The sequence below is a fragment of the Ruegeria sp. CDSA033 genome, assembly GCF_059612305.1.
This window is the reverse complement of the sequence record NZ_JBXWQI010000020.1, coordinates 1-18,047: the sequence shown is the minus strand read 5'-3', so window position 1 is coordinate 18,047 and position 18,047 is coordinate 1. Positions and strand designations below refer to the sequence as shown.

16 protein-coding genes are annotated in these 18,047 nt (G+C 58.5%); 5 read left to right on the top strand and 11 right to left on the bottom strand.

The features are described from left to right. From AC2FLA_RS19120 to AC2FLA_RS19080, 9 genes are all read right to left on the bottom strand, one after another. Complete coding sequence (locus tag AC2FLA_RS19120) at nt 1-1,140, bottom strand: vWA domain-containing protein (RefSeq protein WP_496724368.1); 1,140 nt, start codon at nt 1,138-1,140, stop codon at nt 1-3. Nucleotides 1,141-1,187: 47 nt separating this feature from the next. Next, on the bottom strand, nt 1,188-2,054 hold the full coding sequence (locus AC2FLA_RS19115) for an AAA family ATPase (RefSeq protein ID WP_496724366.1): 867 nt from the start codon (nt 2,052-2,054) through the stop codon (nt 1,188-1,190). A 105-nt stretch (nt 2,055-2,159) separates the two neighbouring features. Further along, the gene (locus tag AC2FLA_RS19110) at nt 2,160-4,577 is read right to left on the bottom strand and encodes an aerobic carbon-monoxide dehydrogenase large subunit (RefSeq protein WP_496724364.1); all 2,418 of its coding nucleotides are present in this window, start codon (nt 4,575-4,577) and stop codon (nt 2,160-2,162) included. Beyond that, nucleotides 4,574-5,068, bottom strand: coding sequence for a (2Fe-2S)-binding protein (locus AC2FLA_RS19105; protein ID WP_058279311.1), 495 nt, complete (start codon nt 5,066-5,068; stop codon nt 4,574-4,576). The genes AC2FLA_RS19110 and AC2FLA_RS19105 overlap by 4 nt, the downstream gene beginning before the upstream one ends. 14 nt (nt 5,069-5,082) lie before the next feature. Next, the gene (locus AC2FLA_RS19100) at nt 5,083-5,916 is read right to left on the bottom strand and encodes an FAD binding domain-containing protein (protein WP_496724362.1); all 834 of its coding nucleotides are present in this window, start codon (nt 5,914-5,916) and stop codon (nt 5,083-5,085) included. Nucleotides 5,917-6,055: 139 nt separating this feature from the next. Beyond that, the gene (locus AC2FLA_RS19095; RefSeq protein ID WP_496724360.1) at nt 6,056-7,153 is read right to left on the bottom strand and encodes an MHYT domain-containing protein; all 1,098 of its coding nucleotides are present in this window, start codon (nt 7,151-7,153) and stop codon (nt 6,056-6,058) included. Nucleotides 7,154-7,295: 142 nt separating this feature from the next. Further along, on the bottom strand, nt 7,296-8,300 hold the full coding sequence (locus AC2FLA_RS19090) for an ABC transporter substrate-binding protein (protein WP_496724358.1): 1,005 nt from the start codon (nt 8,298-8,300) through the stop codon (nt 7,296-7,298). Continuing rightward, the gene (locus tag AC2FLA_RS19085) at nt 8,279-9,646 is read right to left on the bottom strand and encodes a sensor histidine kinase (RefSeq protein ID WP_496724356.1); all 1,368 of its coding nucleotides are present in this window, start codon (nt 9,644-9,646) and stop codon (nt 8,279-8,281) included. The genes AC2FLA_RS19090 and AC2FLA_RS19085 overlap by 22 nt, the downstream gene beginning before the upstream one ends. Beyond that, the gene (locus AC2FLA_RS19080; RefSeq protein WP_282121206.1) at nt 9,636-10,304 is read right to left on the bottom strand and encodes a response regulator transcription factor; all 669 of its coding nucleotides are present in this window, start codon (nt 10,302-10,304) and stop codon (nt 9,636-9,638) included. The genes AC2FLA_RS19085 and AC2FLA_RS19080 overlap by 11 nt, the downstream gene beginning before the upstream one ends. A gap of 108 nt (nt 10,305-10,412) precedes the next feature. On the opposite strand from AC2FLA_RS19080, the gene AC2FLA_RS19075 reads away from it, so the two are divergent. The 5 genes from AC2FLA_RS19075 to AC2FLA_RS19055 all read left to right on the top strand — a co-directional run bounded on the left by AC2FLA_RS19075 (nt 10,413) and on the right by AC2FLA_RS19055 (nt 15,408). Continuing rightward, nucleotides 10,413-11,390, top strand: coding sequence for a tripartite tricarboxylate transporter substrate binding protein (locus AC2FLA_RS19075; protein ID WP_058275185.1), 978 nt, complete (start codon nt 10,413-10,415; stop codon nt 11,388-11,390). 69 nt (nt 11,391-11,459) lie between these two features. After that, on the top strand, nt 11,460-11,942 hold the full coding sequence (locus AC2FLA_RS19070; protein WP_058275184.1) for a tripartite tricarboxylate transporter TctB family protein: 483 nt from the start codon (nt 11,460-11,462) through the stop codon (nt 11,940-11,942). Nucleotide 11,943: 1 nt separating this feature from the next. Then, nucleotides 11,944-13,455 carry a tripartite tricarboxylate transporter permease gene (locus AC2FLA_RS19065; protein ID WP_058275183.1) on the top strand — a complete coding sequence of 504 codons (1,512 nt, stop codon included), beginning with the start codon at nt 11,944-11,946 and terminating at the stop codon, nt 13,453-13,455. After that, nucleotides 13,445-14,632, top strand: coding sequence for a CaiB/BaiF CoA transferase family protein (locus AC2FLA_RS19060; RefSeq protein ID WP_496724354.1), 1,188 nt, complete (start codon nt 13,445-13,447; stop codon nt 14,630-14,632). Before AC2FLA_RS19065 ends, AC2FLA_RS19060 begins: the two co-directional genes overlap by 11 nt. Further along, nucleotides 14,629-15,408, top strand: a complete 780-nt coding sequence (locus AC2FLA_RS19055; protein ID WP_496724352.1) for a citryl-CoA lyase — start codon at nt 14,629-14,631, stop codon at nt 15,406-15,408. Before AC2FLA_RS19060 ends, AC2FLA_RS19055 begins: the two co-directional genes overlap by 4 nt. Nucleotides 15,409-15,412: 4 nt before the next feature. Here AC2FLA_RS19055 and AC2FLA_RS19050 read toward each other — a convergent pair whose 3' ends face one another. Continuing rightward, nucleotides 15,413-16,927: a heme biosynthesis protein HemY gene (locus tag AC2FLA_RS19050; protein WP_496724350.1), complete on the bottom strand. Its 1,515-nt coding sequence runs from the start codon at nt 16,925-16,927 to the stop codon at nt 15,413-15,415. 10 nt (nt 16,928-16,937) lie between these two features. Continuing rightward, nucleotides 16,938-18,047, bottom strand: a 1,110-nt coding sequence (locus AC2FLA_RS19045; RefSeq protein ID WP_496724349.1) for a COG4223 family protein, incomplete at its 5' end; no start/stop codon positions are given.

The following is an 18,047-nucleotide window of genomic DNA, read 5'->3' as shown; positions in this document are numbered from 1 at the left end:
TCACAGCTTACGGAATTGCGGCTCCAGCGCCGCCAGCGCCTCAAGCGTGTTTGCGGGCAGGTGCGCGTCCAGATACGGCTCAGCTGCCTGCATTGCGGCGGCAATGGGCTGGTAGTCGTGCCAGCCTTTCAACGGGTTCAGCCAGACGATCCGCCGGGCCTTGCGTCGAATCCGGGCCAATACATCGCCCAACGCTTGCGGGTCCGAGCTGCAGTACCCATCGGACAGGATCAATACGATGGTTCGACCGTTCAGTGCGCGCGCGCCATATCCATTCAGAAAATGCTCAAGACTGCCTGAAATATCCGTGCCTCCGCCAAACCCTTCGGCCATCAGCGACAACCGCCCTGCTGCGCGCAGCGAATCGTGGTCGCGCAACGCATCCGTGACGCGCATCAAGCGCGTGTGGAACAGATATGCGTCCGCTTCGGTTCCTGTGCCAATCAGGCCTTTCAGGAAAGCCAGAAAGACGCGCGAATATACCGTCATCGAACCGCTTACATCGCACAGTGCAACGATCCGCATCGGACGCGGTGGGCGGGCACGGCGATACAGGTCCATCGGCTCGCCGCCCCGTGCAAGGCTGGCGCGCTGTATTCGGCGCATGTCCAGAGCAGGCCCCCGCAGCGCTTTTTTCCGTCGGCGCGAGCGGCGGTCGCGGATGGCGCGCGCCAGCGCTGTCGCCGCTTGTTCGGCCTGCTTCAGCGCGTCTTCATCCATTAGTTCACGCAAATCCCGACGCGACAGGTTGGCCGTACGGGTCGCAATCAGCTTCCCGTCTCTCCCCACGGCCTCCCCGTCGCCCGGATCAGGGGTTGCGTCCTGATCCGAATCGGAACTGGACTCCTGAATGTCATGGCTTTCTTGCTGCCAGATCATCGGCTTGGCGGATTGCACCCGAACATGCGCGGTTTGCGCCACTCCGGTGCGCTGCTTTCCGGCATTGAGCCAATAGGAATCGAAAAGATCGTCAAACTGTCGCCAACCTTCCGCGTCACCGGCCAGCAAGACACACAGCGCTTGTCTGGCCTGCGGCAAATCCGTCGCCTCTACTTCCGCCAGCACCGCCAATGCATCCCCGGTCTCAGCCGGTCCGACGCGCATCCCGTTCATACGCAAATGTGCAATGAAACCAGACATGCGATCCGCTAGACCAGAGGCACGAGAAGGGAACCGGGTGACCTGCATCACGCCACCTTTCCAATCAGGCGATCCATCACTTCAGGCGGGGCCGCGTCATAATCGGCTGCGGTTTTCAGAAGACAGACAAGAGTCGCCTGAACCTCTTCGCGGGACTGCGCCATGTCGTTAACACCCAATCCTGAAAGGGCTGCCGCCCAATCCAGCATCTCGGCAATTCCGGGAGTCTTCTCCAAGTCTTCTTTGCGCAAAGCCTGCACGACGCCAACAATCTGGCGCGCCAGCTGCCCTTCAACTTGGGGCATGCGGGCTTTCAGGATCGCCATTTCGGTTTCACGCGATGGGTAGTCGAGGAAACTGTACAGACATCGGCGGCGCAATGCATCGGACAAGTCCCGCGTGCCATTCGCTGTTAGAATAACGATCGGTTTTGAACGCGCCGGGATCGTACCCAGTTCGGGAATTGTGATTTGAAAATCCGAGAGGATTTCCAACAGATACGCTTCGAATTCTTCGTCGGCCCGGTCAATTTCATCAATTAGCAGAACCGGAGGGGCATCTTGTGAAATAGCCTCTAATAAGGGTCGTTTCAGCAGATATTCATCTGAGAAAAGCTGTGCTTCGCTCGTTCCGCCCTGCGCCTCGCTCGCTCGGATCGCCAGAAGCTGACGCTGATAGTTCCATTCATAAATGGCATGACCGGCATCGAGCCCTTCATAACATTGCAGCCGGATCAACCGGGTGTCCTGCCACGCGGCCAGGGCCTTTGCCACTTCGGTCTTTCCAACGCCAGCAGGACCTTCCAACAACAATGGCCGCCCAAGTTGCTGTGCCAAATGCAGCGCCATCGCCAACCGGTCATCGGAAACATAGCCCTGCGCGGCCAATCCGTTCTGAACATCACTCAAAGTCAAAACCAGGATCCAATCTTCATCTGGCCAAAAATATCCCGGGGGAGGTTCGGAGGGGGTAGAACCCCCTCCGTTCGGTCGGACCGGCAACAGCCGGTTCGAAACCGTTTACCCGTGCATCCCCAACCCATTGGCGATCTTCCAGATCCGCCAATGATCATGCGGCATATGGCTTTGCACCAACCCAAAGGGCCGGAACGCATCATGTACCGCGTTCGAAAACGCAGGCACGCCGCCGACATTCGGGCTCTCGCCCACGCCCTTGGCACCGATCGGGTGGTGCGGAGATGGCGTGACCGTGTGATCGGTGGTGTAGTTCGGAGTCTCCCATGCGGTCGGCAGGAAGAAATCCATCAGCGTCGCGGTCTTGACGTTGCCCATCTCATCATAGGCAATCTCCTGCCCCATCGCGATGGCCAGCGCTTCGGTCACCCCACCATGGACCTGCCCTTCAATGATCATCGGGTTGATCCGGGTGCCGCAATCGTCCAGCGCATAGAACTGCCGAACATCCCATTCACCGGTATCCACATCGATCTCCATGACACAGATATAGGCCCCGAACGGGTAAGTCATGTTTGGGGGGTCATAGTAGCTGACGGCCTCCAGACCGGGTTCCAGCCCCGGAATAGCCTGATTATAGGCGGCGAAAGCGATCTCTTTCATGGTCTTGAACCGCTCAGGCGCACCTTTAACCGAGAAACGGTCCACATCCCATTCGACATCGTTGTCATGGACCTCGAGCAGATAGGCCGCGATCATCTGCGCCTTGGCGCGGATTTTTCGAGCGGCCATTGCTGTCGCAGCCCCGGCAACCGGCGTCGACCGAGACCCATAGGTGCCAAGCCCGTACGGTGCAGTATCGGTATCGCCTTCCTCCAACGTGATATCGTCCGCAGGAAGCCCGATCTCACTGGCTATGATTTGGGCAAAGGTCGTTGCGTGGCCCTGACCCTGACTGATCGTCCCCAGCCGCGCGATGGCAGAGCCAGTCGGGTGGATGCGAATCTCACACGAGTCGAACATGCCCAGCCCGAGGATATCACAATTCTTCACCGGTCCTGCCCCGACGATTTCGGTGAAATGCGTCAGGCCGATGCCCAGCAGTTTGCGAGTCTTTCCAGCCTTGAAATCCTCAATCCGTTGCGCCTGTTCCGCCCGCAGACTTTCATAGTCCACGGCCTTCAAGGCCTTGTCCCAGGCGGTGTGATAATCGCCCGAGTCATATTCCCAGCCCAGCGCGGACTGATACGGGAACTGATCGGCCTTGATGAAGTTGATCCGGCGCAGCTCGGCCGCGTCCATATTCAGCTTGATGGCCAAAACCTCAATCATCCGTTCGATGAAATAGGCAGCCTCGGTCACCCGGAACGAGCAACGATAGGCCACGCCACCCGGTGCCTTGTTGGTATAGACCCCGTCCACAGCCAGATAAGCAGTGGGGATGTCATAAGACCCGGTGCAGATGTTCATGAACCCGGCCGGGAATTTGGTCGGGTCGGCACAGGCGTCAAAGCCACCATGATCCGCCGTGGTATGACACCACAGGCCGGTGATCTTTCCATCCTTTGTCGCCGCGATCTTGCCTTGCATCCAGTAGTCGCGGGCAAAGGCGGTGGACATCAGGTTTTCCATCCGGTTCTCGACCCATTTCACCGGCTGGCCGGTGACGATCGAGGCCACAACCGAGCAGACATAACCCGCATAAGCACCAACCTTGTTGCCGAAGCCACCACCGATATCAGGGCTGATCACCCGGATATTGTGCTCGGCCAGACCCGAGATCAGCGATACAACGGTCCGGATCGCGTGCGGGGCCTGGAACGTGCCATAGAGCGTCAGCTTGCCGGTCACCTTATCCATCGACGCGACACAGCCGCAGGTCTCCAACGGGCAAGGATGCGTGCGGTGGTAATAGACCATCTCTTCGGCCACGACATCGGCCTCACCCAGAACCGCTTCGGTCGCGTCCTTGTCGCCCTGTTCCCAGGTGAAGATATGATTGTGATGCTTTCGCGGCCCATGTGCGCCTTCGGTCTGACCTGCAAGGTCTTCGCGCAGGACAACATCCGATTTCAGCGCCTCGAACGGGTCCGTCAGAACGGGCAGCTCTTCATAGTCAACTTCGACCAGCTCGGCCGCATCCGCCGCAATATAGCGATTTTCAGCGACGACATAGGCAACTTCCTGGCCCTGGAACAGAACCTTGCCATCGGCGAGCACCATTTGCTTGTCGCCCGCCAAAGTCGGCATCCAATGCAATCCCAATGGCGCAAGGTCTTCGGCAGTCAAAACAGCAACAACGCCAGGTATCGCCAGCGCAGCCTCTTTGTTCACGTTGACGACGCGGGCATGGGCATAGGGAGAGCGGACAAAGGCGCCAAACAGCATCCCGTCCATCTTGATGTCATCGACATAATTGCCCTTGCCCTGGGTAAAGCGCACATCCTCGACGCGTTTGCGCGAACTGCCCATCCCTTTGAGATTGGCGACGCGTTCCTCGGGGGTCAGAGTCTGGTCGTTCATTCCGCAGCCTCCTTCTGAGCGTTCAGCATATCGGCAGATGCCGCGATCGCCTTGACGATGTTCTGATATCCGGTGCAGCGGCACAGGTTGCCGGACATGCCAAAGCGGATGTCTTCCTCGGTCGGGTTTGGATTTTCCTGCAGCAGACGATGCGCGCGGGTGATCATGCCCGGGGTGCAAAAGCCGCATTGCAGCCCGTGATGTTCGCGGAACATCTCTTGCAGAACCCCAAGGCTGCCATCGTCGTTGGTCAACCCCTCAACGGTGGTGACGTCGGCGCCGTTCACCTGCGCCACAAAGGTCGTGCAGGATTTAACGGACTTGCCATCAATATCCACGGTACAGGCCCCGCAATGGCTTGTTTCGCATCCGATATGAGGACCGGTGATTTTCAAATCTTCCCGCAGGAAATGGATCAACAGCGTGCGCGGCTCGGCCAGGCCTTCGACCTGTTTGCCGTTCACGGTGAGTTTTACGTGCATTTTTGACATCGTTGTTCCTCCCCTCAACCCGCGCGGCTTTGCGCGCGTTCGATGGCGCGGCGCAGCATCACAGCGGCCACGTGTTTCTTGAATTCGACGGGGCCACGATTGTCGGCCACCGGGTCGATCGCTTCGAGCATCGCGGCGATACAACCGCTGACATCCCCATCCGCCAGCGCATTGCTTGCGCTTTCAGACCAGACGGGTGTGTCCGCCAGATTGGTCATCGCGACCGAGGCCTGACCATTGCCAACCATCACGGCAGCTGCCGCTGTCGCATAATCACCGATCTTGCGTTTCTGCTTTTCATAGGCCTGACCCACACCCGCGCCCGGCACCGGGATCGAAATCCGGGTCAGGATTTCCTCATCGTCACGCGCAGTGAAGTAAGCGGCCTCATAAAACTCACGCGCAGCGACACTGCGGCGACCATCGGGGCCAGACAGTTCGAAAGTCGCGTTCAGGCATTGCATCAACCCCGGCATATCATTGCCCGGATCACCATTGGCGACATTCCCACCAACAGTTCCCACATATCGCACCTGAGGATCCGCAATCTGCAGCGCGGCTTCTCGGATCAACGGAATGGCTGTAGCCAAGCCGTCATGAGTGATCAGCTCATGCTGGGTCACCATTGCGCCAAGCGAAACCGTGTCGGCACCAACCTCGATGCCCTTCAGCTCCTCGATCGCTTGCAGATCGACTAGGTGGCCCATTTCGGCCATGCGCAGCTTCATCATCGGGATCAGGCTGTGCCCGCCCGCGATCACGCGCGCCTCATCTCCGTGTTCCTGCAAAATGCCAATGGCCGAGGCGATATCGCCTGGCCGGTGATACTCAAAACCGGCTGGTATCATGTTTTTCCTCCCTGGGTCCAAGCGGTATGCCTTGGGGGACCTGCGATAAGGAAAGAACGCTGAAGCCATCCGTTCCAGCCAGTGGAAACGGAGAGCGCGGCTTATTTCACGAAATGCGAATGCGCTGCACGAGCTGCGATCAAAGGCCCAGCGCCTCGCGAATGTCCGTCAGGCGGGATCGACTGACCGGCACCTTGGCTAGCGCATCGACACCATCGAAATAGCAGGTGCCGTTGTCCTTGTGCCTCTCGAACCGCGAGACCTGTTTGGGGTTCACCAGATAACTGCGATGAGCCCGCAAAAACCCGTCAGGCGCCAGGCGCGATTCAGCTTCGGTAATGGACCACGGGCAAAACAGTTTCTCGGCGTTCATATAGAGAACGGTGTAGTGCCCTTCGGCCCGGATGGCTGCGATATTGGAAGGCTGGGCGAAAAAGGTTTGTCCTTCCCGCTCAAATGGAACCCCGGCCCGCAATGTGGGCTCTGGCTCCCGGGCAGGTTCCGGCGCGCTGGGCGATACGTCTGCTGCCGCAGGTTCGATGAAGGTGATGCCCGTTAGCAGGAATGCACCACAGATCAGGAACACGGAAACCGTGACCCCCATCGCCAGCACCTGATTGTTTAGCGCCGGCCCAGCGCGACCGGCGGTATCGCTTGCGACAAAATCAGTCAGGCCGGTGGCGACGAAATGCATGGTGAAGACCGCCAACCCGAAACACACCGTTCCCAGCAGAATGTTGCGCTGTGTACGGTTGTCATAGGCCACCCAAATCGCCAGCACCGACAGAACGACCGAAGCCAAGGTTGAAATCACCACATCCCAAACGTTGTAAACGGGGCGGCACAGCTCCATCCCGGCCATACCGACGTAGTGCATGACAACAATCCCCAGACCCACGATCACGCCCGCACCGACAATCGTTCCCATCGTACGGGGACGGAAATGCAGGATCAGCAGCGCAAGGCCAACCATCAGGATCGCGACCAGGGCTGAGATCAGGGTGATCAAAGCATCGTAGTAAAACAGGATCGGCAGTTGCAGGCCCAGCATGGCCACGAAATGCATCGACCAGATGCCACCGCCCAGAATGATCGCAGCCAACGCCACGACCAGTTTGCGTTTCTGATCGTCCAGTTTTGAGGCCCCATGCGTCAGATAAAGCCCTGTGAATCCGGCCATCATCGCAACAGCCAGAGACGCCGCCACAAGCCAAGCGTTATGAGAATAGTCCAACATTTGGATTTACACGCCCTCCCCGACGCGTGGGTGACGTTAGCAAACGGAATTGATTGCGACAATTGATGTTGGAAAGGAATTCCAACAGCATCGGTGCCGGATTCAGTTTTTACCGACCCGGCAGGCTTAGGTGGCGGTCTTATTACTGAATAACGGCATCTTCCCAAGCGGAAAGGAACTTTGTTCGTTTCAACCCGTCAAGAAAGGTCAGTAACGCAGGATCAAGACCGATTGTCTCGCGCCCGTCTGAACCATCACTCCGCTGCAAAAGAGGAAGCGGGCTGGCCTCTTCGGCCACTGCTGGCCGCTCAGTTACGAGGTATCGCAGCAGCAACTCAGCTGCTTTGGGTTCTGGCGTGGCTTTCGAAACCATCGCTGTGCGCATCATAATTGTTTGAAAATCAGACGGTAACACGACCTCAAGGGCGTCTTTGCCCTCGGCTCGGACGGCGGCGTAACTGCCCAGAACATTGTAAGCAACCAGGATCGAGCCATCCGCTAGGTCATTGATCATTTCGCCCGAGCAGCAATAGAGCTGCACATCCAGGCCGCCCATAACCTCCATCAAGCGCCAATACGTCTCAGACGCGCGCGCATCCTGGGTTGCAAACAGATATCCCAGACCAGACTGGCGCACGTCATAGGTACCGACCTTGCCCCGAAATTCTTCGGGTCGTTTGCGCAAGGCCTCGATCAGGCTTTGCCGTGTCTGGGGGATGGGCTGCCCTTCAAACGCGGTTCGGTTGATCACGATTGTCGCGGGTTCCGAAGTGAACGCAAAAAGGCTGTGATGCCATTGTGCCCAGTGTGGTACCGGGACATCGTCGATTGGCAGGGCAAAGCCGTCATTTGCCAGTTTCAACTGCAGGTCCATCGCGCTGGAAATGATCACGTCGAAGGCATCGGGCGTTGCGCGGACACGACGGTTGATGTCGGCGGTTCCGGAAACGAGGTATTCGACACTAATCCGAGGGTTCTCAGCGACAAACCCCTCGATCACCGGGGCGAATAGAACAGTATCGGTGCTGGAAATCACGCGAAGGCGTGGACCATCGGCGCTTTCATTAAAGACCAGGCGGTCTTCCCAGTCGTCGGCCCACCCGAGGCAGGGAACAGCCAACAATACTAAAGCGATAAGATAACGCATGCGCCCCCCTTTGATCGGTTCTTGAGGATCAACGAACCCCCATGCGCCGTTGCCACATCCTGCGCGATCGTCAACCCCAGCCCGGACCCGATGGTCCCAACCGCGTTCTGTCCGCGTTCGAACCGTCGCGTCAGCGTGTCGATTTCATCAGGCGGAAAGCCTGGACCCGAGTCGCGCACCTGTATCTGGGGTTCGGGATGCGCAATGATCGTGATCTCAACAGCGCTGTCAGATGGTGCGTATTTCATCGCGTTATCAACCATATTTCGCACAGCATTCTGGATCAGGATCGAGTCGCCCGAGTAAGGAACCGACGGCTCACCCGACAATGAAAGCGTCAGCTCCTTCATTTCGGCAATCGGGATCAGGCGCTGCACCAGATCGCGGATCAGGACGACCAGATCAATCTCTTCTCGTTCCAGATGATCCGCCCGGAAGGTGATCATCGCATGATCCAGCAACTGCCCCGCCGCACGTGAGCTTTCGTCGATGGCACGTACCATGGCCTTCAAGGCCTCGCGGTTGTCTTCCCGTTCCACGCGGTGAAGGGTTGCCTCGGCATAAGACCTGACCGTCGCCAACGGCGTTCGCACCCGGTGCGCGGCTTCGGCGATAAAGTCCTCGGATTGGCTAAGCGATTGGTCCAGACGGCCCATGAGCGAATTCAGCGACGTAACCAGCGGCGCCATCTCTTTTGGCACCGGCTTCTTGAACGGGCTTAGATCCTGCGGACCTCTGCGTGTGACCGAGGTCGTCAGTTTGTTCAACTGGCCGATCGTTGATGATGTCACCCAGAACGATAGCGCGGCGGTCAGCAGAAAGAACCCGATCCCCAAATACGCCGCGTTGCGTGAAATCTGATCCAGCGTATCGGACAACGCGTCCTGCGTTTGCCCCAACGCGACCTCAATCTCGGTCTGGCGGCCCAAACCGACCAGCGCTCGGCTGGCGCTGACCTGACGGACACGCTCGCCGCGGACCTGACCGGTTTGAAAGGCCCATCTGCCTTCAATCGGGCCATCTGCGAGGCTCAGATCATCGTAGCCGGACAAGAATTCTCCATCCTGATAAATGGCATAGAACACCCGGTCATCCGACGGCGTGCTGAGCATGGAAAATGCGGCATAGGGGATATCCACCTCTAGCTGACCATCCCTAAGCGCTGCGGCATCAAGGATCGACGAGACGGACGCCCCCAATATATCGTCCTGTCCCTGTTGGGCGACCTTTGCGGCATAGCTGCGCACTGTCAGGAACAAAAGGATCGCCAAAACCGCTGCCCCGCCGATCAGGGTCAACACCAGTCGATTTCTTAGTGATCCCGAAACGGTTGCGCTAGTCGTCATGATCCAGCCTGTACCCCAGTCCACGCAAAGTGGTGATTTTCATGCGGGATTTTTCAAGATGCTTGCGCAGGCGTCCGACGTAGACCTCAATCGCGTTGTCCGACACGTTGTCATCATAAGAAAACAACCTGTCCGCCAGCTTCTGCTTGGAAAACACCTGACCCGGCGCGTTTATGAACAGCTCGATCATTCTCAACTCGCGATTGCGTAGGGAGAGCGTGACACCATCGACGGTCAAATGACCAGCAACCGGATCAAAGATAATTCCGCCAACTTCAATCGTCGACTTTGAGCTTCCGGACTTCCGACGCAGAACGGCGCGGCAGCGGGCCTCAAGTTCCGCATGATCGAAAGGCTTGGTGACGTAGTCGTCCGCCCCCAGATCGAGCGAACCGATTCGATCCGACACCTGACTGCGCGCGGTCAGAACGATCACCGGCGTGTCCAAACGGCTTGCGCGGTGCTGCCTTAGGAACTCGCGGCCATCCCCATCGGGCAACATGATATCCAGCAGGATAAGGTCGTATTCCTCGGTCGCAACAAAGGCGCGCGCATCCTCTAAATTTGCTGCGTGATCAACAACATGACCATCCAGCTGCATGCGGGAACTGATCGCGTTCGCGAGGTCGAGATTGTCTTCGACAAGCAGAAATTTCATGGGCGAAAATCAGTTTCTTTTTGCATGACAGGTTGATGTCAGGTTGGCGTGTTTAGGTGCAGGATAATCTGTGCCGCTGAGCGGCCAGTTGTCAAATGGGAGGACATAATGACAACATTTAACCTGGGCCGTCGGGCCCTGATCGCAGCTGTTGCAGCAATTGGTCTGGTTGGACCTGCCGCATCCGAAGAAGTCGTCGACAGCATCCACTTTCTGATCCCCGGCGGCGCCGGCGGTGGCTGGGACGGTACCGCCCGCGGAACAGGCGAGGCCCTGACAAATGCTGGTCTGGTCGGCACAGCATCTTATGAGAACATGTCGGGCGGCGGCGGTGGCAAGGCCATCGGTTTCCTGATCGAAAACGCAGACAGCAACCACGGCACGCTGATGGTCAACTCGACCCCCATCGTGATCCGCTCGCTGACCGGTGTGTTCCCGCATAACTTCCGTGACCTGACACTGGTCTCGGGCACGATCGGCGACTACGCAGCGATTGTTGTAGGCAAAGACAGCCCGATCAACTCGATGGCGGACCTGCTGGCCGCCTATGACGCTGATCCGGGCGCAACCGCGATCGGTGGCGGCTCGGTTCCGGGTGGCATGGACCATCTGGTCGCCGCGATGGTCATGGAAGCCGCAGGCAAAGACGCGCTGGGCGTAAAATACATCCCTTATGACGCGGGCGGCAAAGCTATGGCTGCCCTGTTGTCGGGTGAGATCGCCGCACTGTCGACCGGCTTCTCCGAAGCCGTCGATCTGGCCAACGCGGGTGAGGTTAAAATCATCGGTGTGACCGCAGAGGAACGCGTTGATGCAGCACCTGACGCACAGACCATGAAAGAACAGGGCATCGACACCACCTTCGTGAACTGGCGTGGATTCTTTGCTGCCCCCGGCCTGCCCGAGGACAAACTGGCCGCCTATCAGCAAGCCATCGCCAAGATGTATGACACACCCGAATGGGAAGAGGTTCGTGCCCGTAACGGTTGGGTCAACATCCACAACTCGGGTGCAGATTTCGAAGCGTTTCTGGAAGGTCAGGAACAGCAGATCAGCGACCTGATGAAGAAGCTGGGCTTCCTCTAAGGCAATCTACGGCAGAGCGTTTGGTCGCTCTGCCGTCCCAAAAAACCAAGATACATGGGAGGGGACGTTATGGCGCTGGATCGCTGGATCGCGCTTATTTTACTGGGTGTTTGCCTGACATATGGGTACACTGCCTGGTTCACGATGGACGGAAGTCTTCCTCCTTTCATGCAGAGAAATCCGATCTGGCCCAGCACGTTTCCAAAGGTGCTGTCGATTCTGGGCGTGGTCGCGTGTTCGATCATCCTGCTTGGCTTTGAAAAGAGCGAAGTCAAAGAGGCCGATATCGATTACCGCAGACTTGGGGAATATCACCTGGGTCAGGCAATTTCTCTTCTGGTGCTGATGGTTGTCTATGCCCTGTGCCTGCGCCCGGTCGGTTTTCTGATCGCGACATCCAGTTTCCTGATCCTCGGGTCTTTCATTCTGGGTGAACGCAAGTGGCACATCATGCTGCCTGTCGCGTTCGTGGCAACCGGATCCGTCTGGTATCTGGTTCAGGAAGTTCTTGGAATTTATATGCGCCCCCTGCCGGGCGTGTTCGGAGGCTGACATGCTTGAAGGACTTCTGATCGGCCTGCAAACGGCATTCTCAATTCAAAACCTGCTGATGGTTGTCGCGGGCTGTCTGATCGGCACGTTTATCGGCATGCTTCCGGGTCTGGGCCCAATGTCGATCATCGCAATCATGATCCCAGTTGCTATTTCGATGGGCGATCCATCCGCCGCACTGATCCTGTTGGCAGGCGTTTACTATGGCGCGATCTTCGGCGGCTCGACGTCGTCCATTCTGCTGAATGCGCCGGGGGTCGCGGGCACCGTGGCCTCAAGCTTTGACGGTTACCCAATGGCCCGGCAGGGCAAGGCGGGCAAGGCCCTGACCATCGCAGCAATCGCCAGTTTCGCAGGCGGCACGATCGGTGCCATTTTGCTGATGGTCTTTGCTCCGGCACTGTCTTCGGTCGCTCTGCTGTTCCATTCGGCCGAATACTTCGCGCTGATGGTGGTAGGTCTTTCGGCCATCGCAGCCTTTGCCGGTTCGGGGCAAGTGGCAAAGGCCATCATCATGACGACCATGGGATTGATCATGGCCACCGTCGGAGAGGGGGCGCTGTTCAATCTTCCGCGTTTCACAATGGGTATCATGGACCTGCAATCCGGGTTTGGCTTCATCACTCTGGCCATGGCAATGTTCGCCTTGCCCGAGGCATTGTTCCTGGTGCTTAAACCCAAGGACCTGAAAGGGGATGACGGCAAGATCAAGGATCTGCGCATTACCAAGGCCGAGGCAAAGGCCATCACCCCGGTCATCGGCCGTCAATCGGTGCAGGGCTTCTTTATTGGCGTCCTGCCCGGCGCGGGCGCGACAATTGCAAGTTTCCTCGGCTATGCGGTGGAACGGAACATTGCCCCCAAGGATGAGCAGGAGGAATTCGGCAAAGGCTCTATCAAAGGCCTGGCCGCGCCTGAATCGGCGAATAATGCGGCTTGCACCGGATCTTTCGTGCCGCTGCTGACATTGGGCATTCCCGGTTCCGGGACAACGGCGATCCTTCTGGGTGCTTTGATTGCCTTGAACGTCACCCCGGGTCCGCGCCTAATGCTGGATGAGCCTCAGATCTTCTGGGCGGTGATCATGTCGATGTTCATTGGCAACCTCGTCCTGCTGATCCTGAACCTGCCGCTGATCCCCTACATCGCCAAAGTGCTGGCCGTTCCGCGCAACTATTTGATCCCGTTCATTTTGTTTTTCACACTGATGGGGGCCTATATCGGGCAGAACAATGCCACCGAATTGCTGATCCTGGTGGGTTTCGGCGTATGCGCAACGGCCTTAAAGTTCGCAGACTATCCGCTGGCACCCCTGCTGATCGGGTTCATCCTTGGCGGCATGATGGAGGATAACTTTTCGCGCTCGATGCAGCTGTATGATGGCATCGCGTTTATCTGGGAACGTCCGATGACCCTGGGCCTGCTTGCCATTGCCGTCCTGCTGGTTCTGCTGCCCAGCTACCGCGCACGTCGTGCACGGGCACGGGCCGCTGGTGTGGCTGATGGGGACTGAACCGCTCAGGGGTGTTCGGGTTCTTGATCTGACAAACGTGCTTGCTGGCCCGTATTGTTGTTACCAACTGGCCTTGATGGGGGCCGAGGTGATCAAGGTCGAACGCCCCGTCAGCGGTGATCTGGCACGTGTGCTTGGGGCTGATCCTGACCGGAACAAATTCGGTATGGGGGTCAGCTTTCTGGCCCAGAACGCGCAGAAGAAATCGGTCACGCTGGATATGAAATCCAGTCGGGGCAAGGCTCTGCTAAAGCAACTTGTGAAAACGGCGGATGTTCTGGTTGAAAACTTCCGGCCCGGCGTGATGGATCGGTTGGGTCTGGGGTATGACGTTCTGCGTACCGAAAACTCTACCTTGATCTATTGTGCAATAAGCGGGTTCGGGCAGGACGGTCCCCGCCGCGACGACCCTGCCTATGACCAGATCGTTCAGGGCATCAGCGGGGTCATGTCTATCACCGGCGCACCAGACACCGCACCCTATCGCGTTGGCTATCCGTTGGCTGATACGGTTGGGGGGCTGACGGCCGCCTTCGCAATCAGTGCTGCGTTGAACGCGAAACCACGCGGTGCGTTTCTGGATATTGCCATGTCTGAGGCCGTGATCTCGACCATGGGATGGGTTGTGTCCAACTACCTTGTCGGCGGTGTGATGCCCGGCGCGCATGGCAATGAAAACACAACCTCGGCACCGTCCGGTACCTTCGCCACATCCGACAGCCCGATCAACATCGCCGCCAATCGCGATGAACAATGGCAAACCCTTGCCCAGCATCTTGGCCGCGAGGACCTGTTGGATGACCCCGACTATGCAACACGCGAAGATCGCAAACGAAACCGCCACGCTTTGCGGCATGAGCTGGAGAAGTCCCTGAAATTGCGCCCCGCGAGCGAGTGGGTCAGCGAATTGAATGGCTTGGGCGTACCCACGGGGCAAGTGCTGACAGTCCCCGAGGCGTTGGCGGACGAACAACTCTCTGACCGGGGGCTGATTGGATCTCTGCACGTGCACGGAGAGGACATGCAGCTGGCAGGCAGCCCGGTGGTGATGGACGGGCAGCGAAATATGCCGAAAGTCTCACCGCCGGAATTGGGCGTGGATAACGATTCAATCTGGTCCGAACTTGGCTTGTCACCGGATGAGATCAAGGAACTGACCAAGGATGGTGTGATATGAGCGATGTATCCGACTGGTGGAGCACATCCATCATTGACATGGAACCCGGACGCATCGCCCTGCGCGGCGAACCCATCGAGGACCTGATCGGCAACCTCAGTTTCGTTGAAATGATCTGGTTTCTGGTTCGCGGCAACCGCCCGTTACCCGCGCAGGCAGATCTGTTCGAAGCGGCCCTGGTCGCCGCCGTGGATCATGGACCGCAGGCACCTTCTATTGCGACGGCCCGGATGGCTGTGACCTGCGGTTTGCCTTTGAACAACGCAATGGCCAGCGCGGTGAACATGCTGGGCGACATCCACGGCGGCGCTGGTGAGCAGGCGGTTGAGCTGTATCACTTTGTCGGGTCCCACCCGGGCGGGATCGGTGCAGCGATTGACGACTGGATCGACGACCACGGAAAGATACTGCCGGGTTTCGGCCACCGGTTTCACACACCCACCGATCCACGCGCACCGCGGTTGATGGTCCTGGTCTCTGAGGCAGTAGAACGCGGCGCCTGTGACGGACGTTTCCGGAAAATCGCGTTGGATATCGAGGCAGAGCTTGCACGCCGCAAAGGCAAACCCGTCCCGATGAACATCGACGGGGCCACGGCTGTCATCTATGCAGAGCTTGGGTTCGAACCACCGCTTGCGCGTGGTTTGTTTTGCCTCTCCCGGTCAGTCGGGATACTGGCACATGCGTGGGAGCAAATGCAGCAAGGTGGCCGCAACAAAGGCCCCACACCTCCGACGTACCGTTGGACTTATGTCAGGAACTCGCCTGAGGAATAGTGCGTCAGGCCTGTTTCTCGACCACGGGCTCGACGTCAGGGCGGACTGGTTCCACATCCAATTCGATGATCTCGGGATCAACCGGTTCCTCGACGTCTTCCACTTCAACCTCGACCTCAGCTTCCGGCTCGCTGCTGTCTTCCAACGCACCAACAATCAGAGGCAGCATATGAACACCCGTCGCGCTTGCGATTTCCGGCGTTTGCGGTGTTTGCCAGCTGAGCGTGTCAAAGCTGCTGCAGTTCTGGCAGACCGGAGCCCACTCGGGCTGGATGTCATGACAATTGTCGCAGACCCATTGTGGCCCGCGCGGTGCAGTCAGCGCCTTGGCCAGCCAACCCTGTACTACCGCGTCCGAGGACCCCTCGCCCCGTTCAATAGCGGCCATCAACGTGTAACCGCGCGCATCCGCCTGCTTTTCGACCACATCGCCCAGTGCGCGACGCGCCTCGGGGAAGTCTTCGGCCACGATGTTCAGCTCCGCCAAAATCAGACGGGTTTCCATATTCTCAGGGTGAATGCGGGTCAGCGCAGTAAAGCGTTTGATCCGTTCATGTGGCGTTTCATCCGGCGCAATCTCGGCAAAGACATGGGCGAGGTCGGGGTGCGGCTGCACCTCCCACGCTTTCTTCACGATTTTGGTCGCATTGCGCGGTTTGCCTTTTTCGATGTAAGCACGCGCTGCCATTGCAGCCGCAGGCACCAGATCAGGAGACAGGCGGTTCGCCTCAATCGCGCGCTCTTGCTGTTCGACCGTGGCGTTCTCGTCCAGAATCCCCTTGGCCTCGGACAGGGCCAGCACAGCATCGCGGCGCTTGAACACGTCGCGCGGCAGGTGGCCGGATTTCAACTTGGCAGTCAATGTTGACCGCGCGCCTGCCCAATCTTGCGCCTTGGTCTGAAGACCCAGCAGAATGTCCTGTATTTCCAGATGGCGCGGCTTCATGGCCAAGGCTTTTTCGGCCAGTTTACGGGCGGTTTCGTCATCCCCTTCGGCCAGTTTCTGCTTCATGATACCGCGCACACCGACAAATCGAGTTGCGTTATCTGTCACCAGCTTCTTGTAGGTGTCAGCCGCCTTCTGTCTGTCACCGTTCATCTCGGCAGCCTGGGCCACCAGCAGGTTGGTCAGCTCGGGTTTGTTCAAAAGCCGCTCCGCCTTGGTGGCCTTGTTCACAGCCACGCGCCCTTCGCCCGAGGCCAGCGCCATCAGACCATCGGACAACGCTTGATACCCGCGCTGCTCGCGGCTGCGGTCGAAATAGCGCGACAGGGCGGTTTCGTCTCCGTTGAGGAACTTCAGCGTGGCGATCAACAGGGTCAGCAACTTGAACAAAAGCCAAACTGCAAAAACCAGAACGCCCAGCGCGATGACCGATTGCAACGGCCCCAGAGTGTACTCCGTCCCGCCGGCTGTGATCTGTACACCACCGCTGGTTTCCATGAGGGAACCCGCACCCACGGCCAGAAGACCGATAATCGCAACAAAAACTAAAATCTTAAACAGTGACCACAGCATGGCAGGTCCTTCAGTTCGAGTTCACGCTAGGCTGAAGCGCATTGGCGGCATCCACCGCGGAAACCCGCGCCTGGGCTGCCTGCTCCCAATCAGCCATAGCTGCCTGCGCCGCTTCGGGCAGGGATTTAAGTTCGGTCAGGGCCGTTGAGACGTCGCCACTGGACAGGGCCGACTCGGCGCGCGACAGGATCGCATCCGGGCCATCGCCATCTTGTGGGGTGACCGAACGTGCCCCGGTCTGTCGCTGTAGGAACGCCACCAGCCCGGTGGCTTTGTCCGCATCCCGTGCTTCCGCCAACGCGGCGCGCGCAGCGGGTGAGAACGATGCCCGCAAGGTCGATACGCTTGCAACGCCCTTGTCCGCAGGACCGGCAAGCGCCTCAGGCACATCAACGCCGCCTGCCTTCAGTTCCGCTACAAGGTCTGCGTAAGGCTGACCAGCATCCAGTTGACCGTGTAGGCGTGAGAGGATCGCCGCGTTTGTCGCCGCCAGAGCCTCGGCCGAGGCTTTCGCCTCAAGCGCTTGTGCGTCCGACACCATTTTTTCCACTTCGGCCCGCTGCGCCGCCAGTGAGTCCTGCAGTTTTTTCAGTTCGGCCTCAAAGGCTGCCGAAGCCTCGGGGGATGCACCTTGGGTCAGCGCATCGCTTTCAATTTTATTTAGGCGGCTGACCAGTGGATCGATCTTACCCGCCAGTTCATCGACACTGGATTTGAGCGTATCCAGATCGGTTGTGATCGGTGTCACCTGGTCGGTCAGCGCTGCAATCTTGCTGTCGACGCCAGTTGTGTCGGACAGGGATTTGGTCAGCGCCTCGATCTGAGTGGACTGATCGTTGAGCTTCGCCTCAAGCGTCGTAAGCGCATCTGTATCACCAGATCCGAACAAGCCCGCGCTGCCGGCTGCAAATCCAATTCCCGCCGCGATCACACCGCCGAGCAAAGCGGGGACGAATCCACTGCGTTTTTCTTCCTGCTGCGGCTCTTCACGATGCGCTTCTTCCGGCGGAGTGGAGTTCTCTTCCTGGGTCAGTTCCACAGCCGCTTCGGCTTCGGCTTCGGCTTCGGCTTCGGCTTCGGCTTCGGCTTCGGCTTCGGCTTCGGCTTCGGCTTCGGCTTC

What these genes read in the sequence shown, in the direction of transcription:
- AC2FLA_RS19120 (WP_496724368.1), bottom strand. Translation starts at nt 1,140, where the DNA reads ATGTCTGGTTTCATTGCACATTTGCGTATGAACGGGATGCGCGTCGGA.
- AC2FLA_RS19110 (WP_496724364.1), bottom strand. Translation starts at nt 4,577, where the DNA reads ATGAACGACCAGACTCTGACCCCCGAGGAACGCGTCGCCAATCTCAAA.
- AC2FLA_RS19105 (WP_058279311.1), bottom strand. Translation starts at nt 5,068, where the DNA reads ATGTCAAAAATGCACGTAAAACTCACCGTGAACGGCAAACAGGTCGAA.
- AC2FLA_RS19100 (WP_496724362.1), bottom strand. Translation starts at nt 5,916, where the DNA reads ATGATACCAGCCGGTTTTGAGTATCACCGGCCAGGCGATATCGCCTCG.
- AC2FLA_RS19095 (WP_496724360.1), bottom strand. Translation starts at nt 7,153, where the DNA reads ATGTTGGACTATTCTCATAACGCTTGGCTTGTGGCGGCGTCTCTGGCT.
- AC2FLA_RS19090 (WP_496724358.1), bottom strand. Translation starts at nt 8,300, where the DNA reads ATGCGTTATCTTATCGCTTTAGTATTGTTGGCTGTTCCCTGCCTCGGG.
- AC2FLA_RS19085 (WP_496724356.1), bottom strand. Translation starts at nt 9,646, where the DNA reads ATGACGACTAGCGCAACCGTTTCGGGATCACTAAGAAATCGACTGGTG.
- AC2FLA_RS19080 (WP_282121206.1), bottom strand. Translation starts at nt 10,304, where the DNA reads ATGAAATTTCTGCTTGTCGAAGACAATCTCGACCTCGCGAACGCGATC.
- AC2FLA_RS19075 (WP_058275185.1), top strand. Translation starts at nt 10,413, where the DNA reads ATGACAACATTTAACCTGGGCCGTCGGGCCCTGATCGCAGCTGTTGCA.
- AC2FLA_RS19070 (WP_058275184.1), top strand. Translation starts at nt 11,460, where the DNA reads ATGGCGCTGGATCGCTGGATCGCGCTTATTTTACTGGGTGTTTGCCTG.
- AC2FLA_RS19065 (WP_058275183.1), top strand. Translation starts at nt 11,944, where the DNA reads ATGCTTGAAGGACTTCTGATCGGCCTGCAAACGGCATTCTCAATTCAA.
- AC2FLA_RS19060 (WP_496724354.1), top strand. Translation starts at nt 13,445, where the DNA reads ATGGGGACTGAACCGCTCAGGGGTGTTCGGGTTCTTGATCTGACAAAC.
- AC2FLA_RS19055 (WP_496724352.1), top strand. Translation starts at nt 14,629, where the DNA reads ATGAGCGATGTATCCGACTGGTGGAGCACATCCATCATTGACATGGAA.
- AC2FLA_RS19050 (WP_496724350.1), bottom strand. Translation starts at nt 16,927, where the DNA reads ATGCTGTGGTCACTGTTTAAGATTTTAGTTTTTGTTGCGATTATCGGT.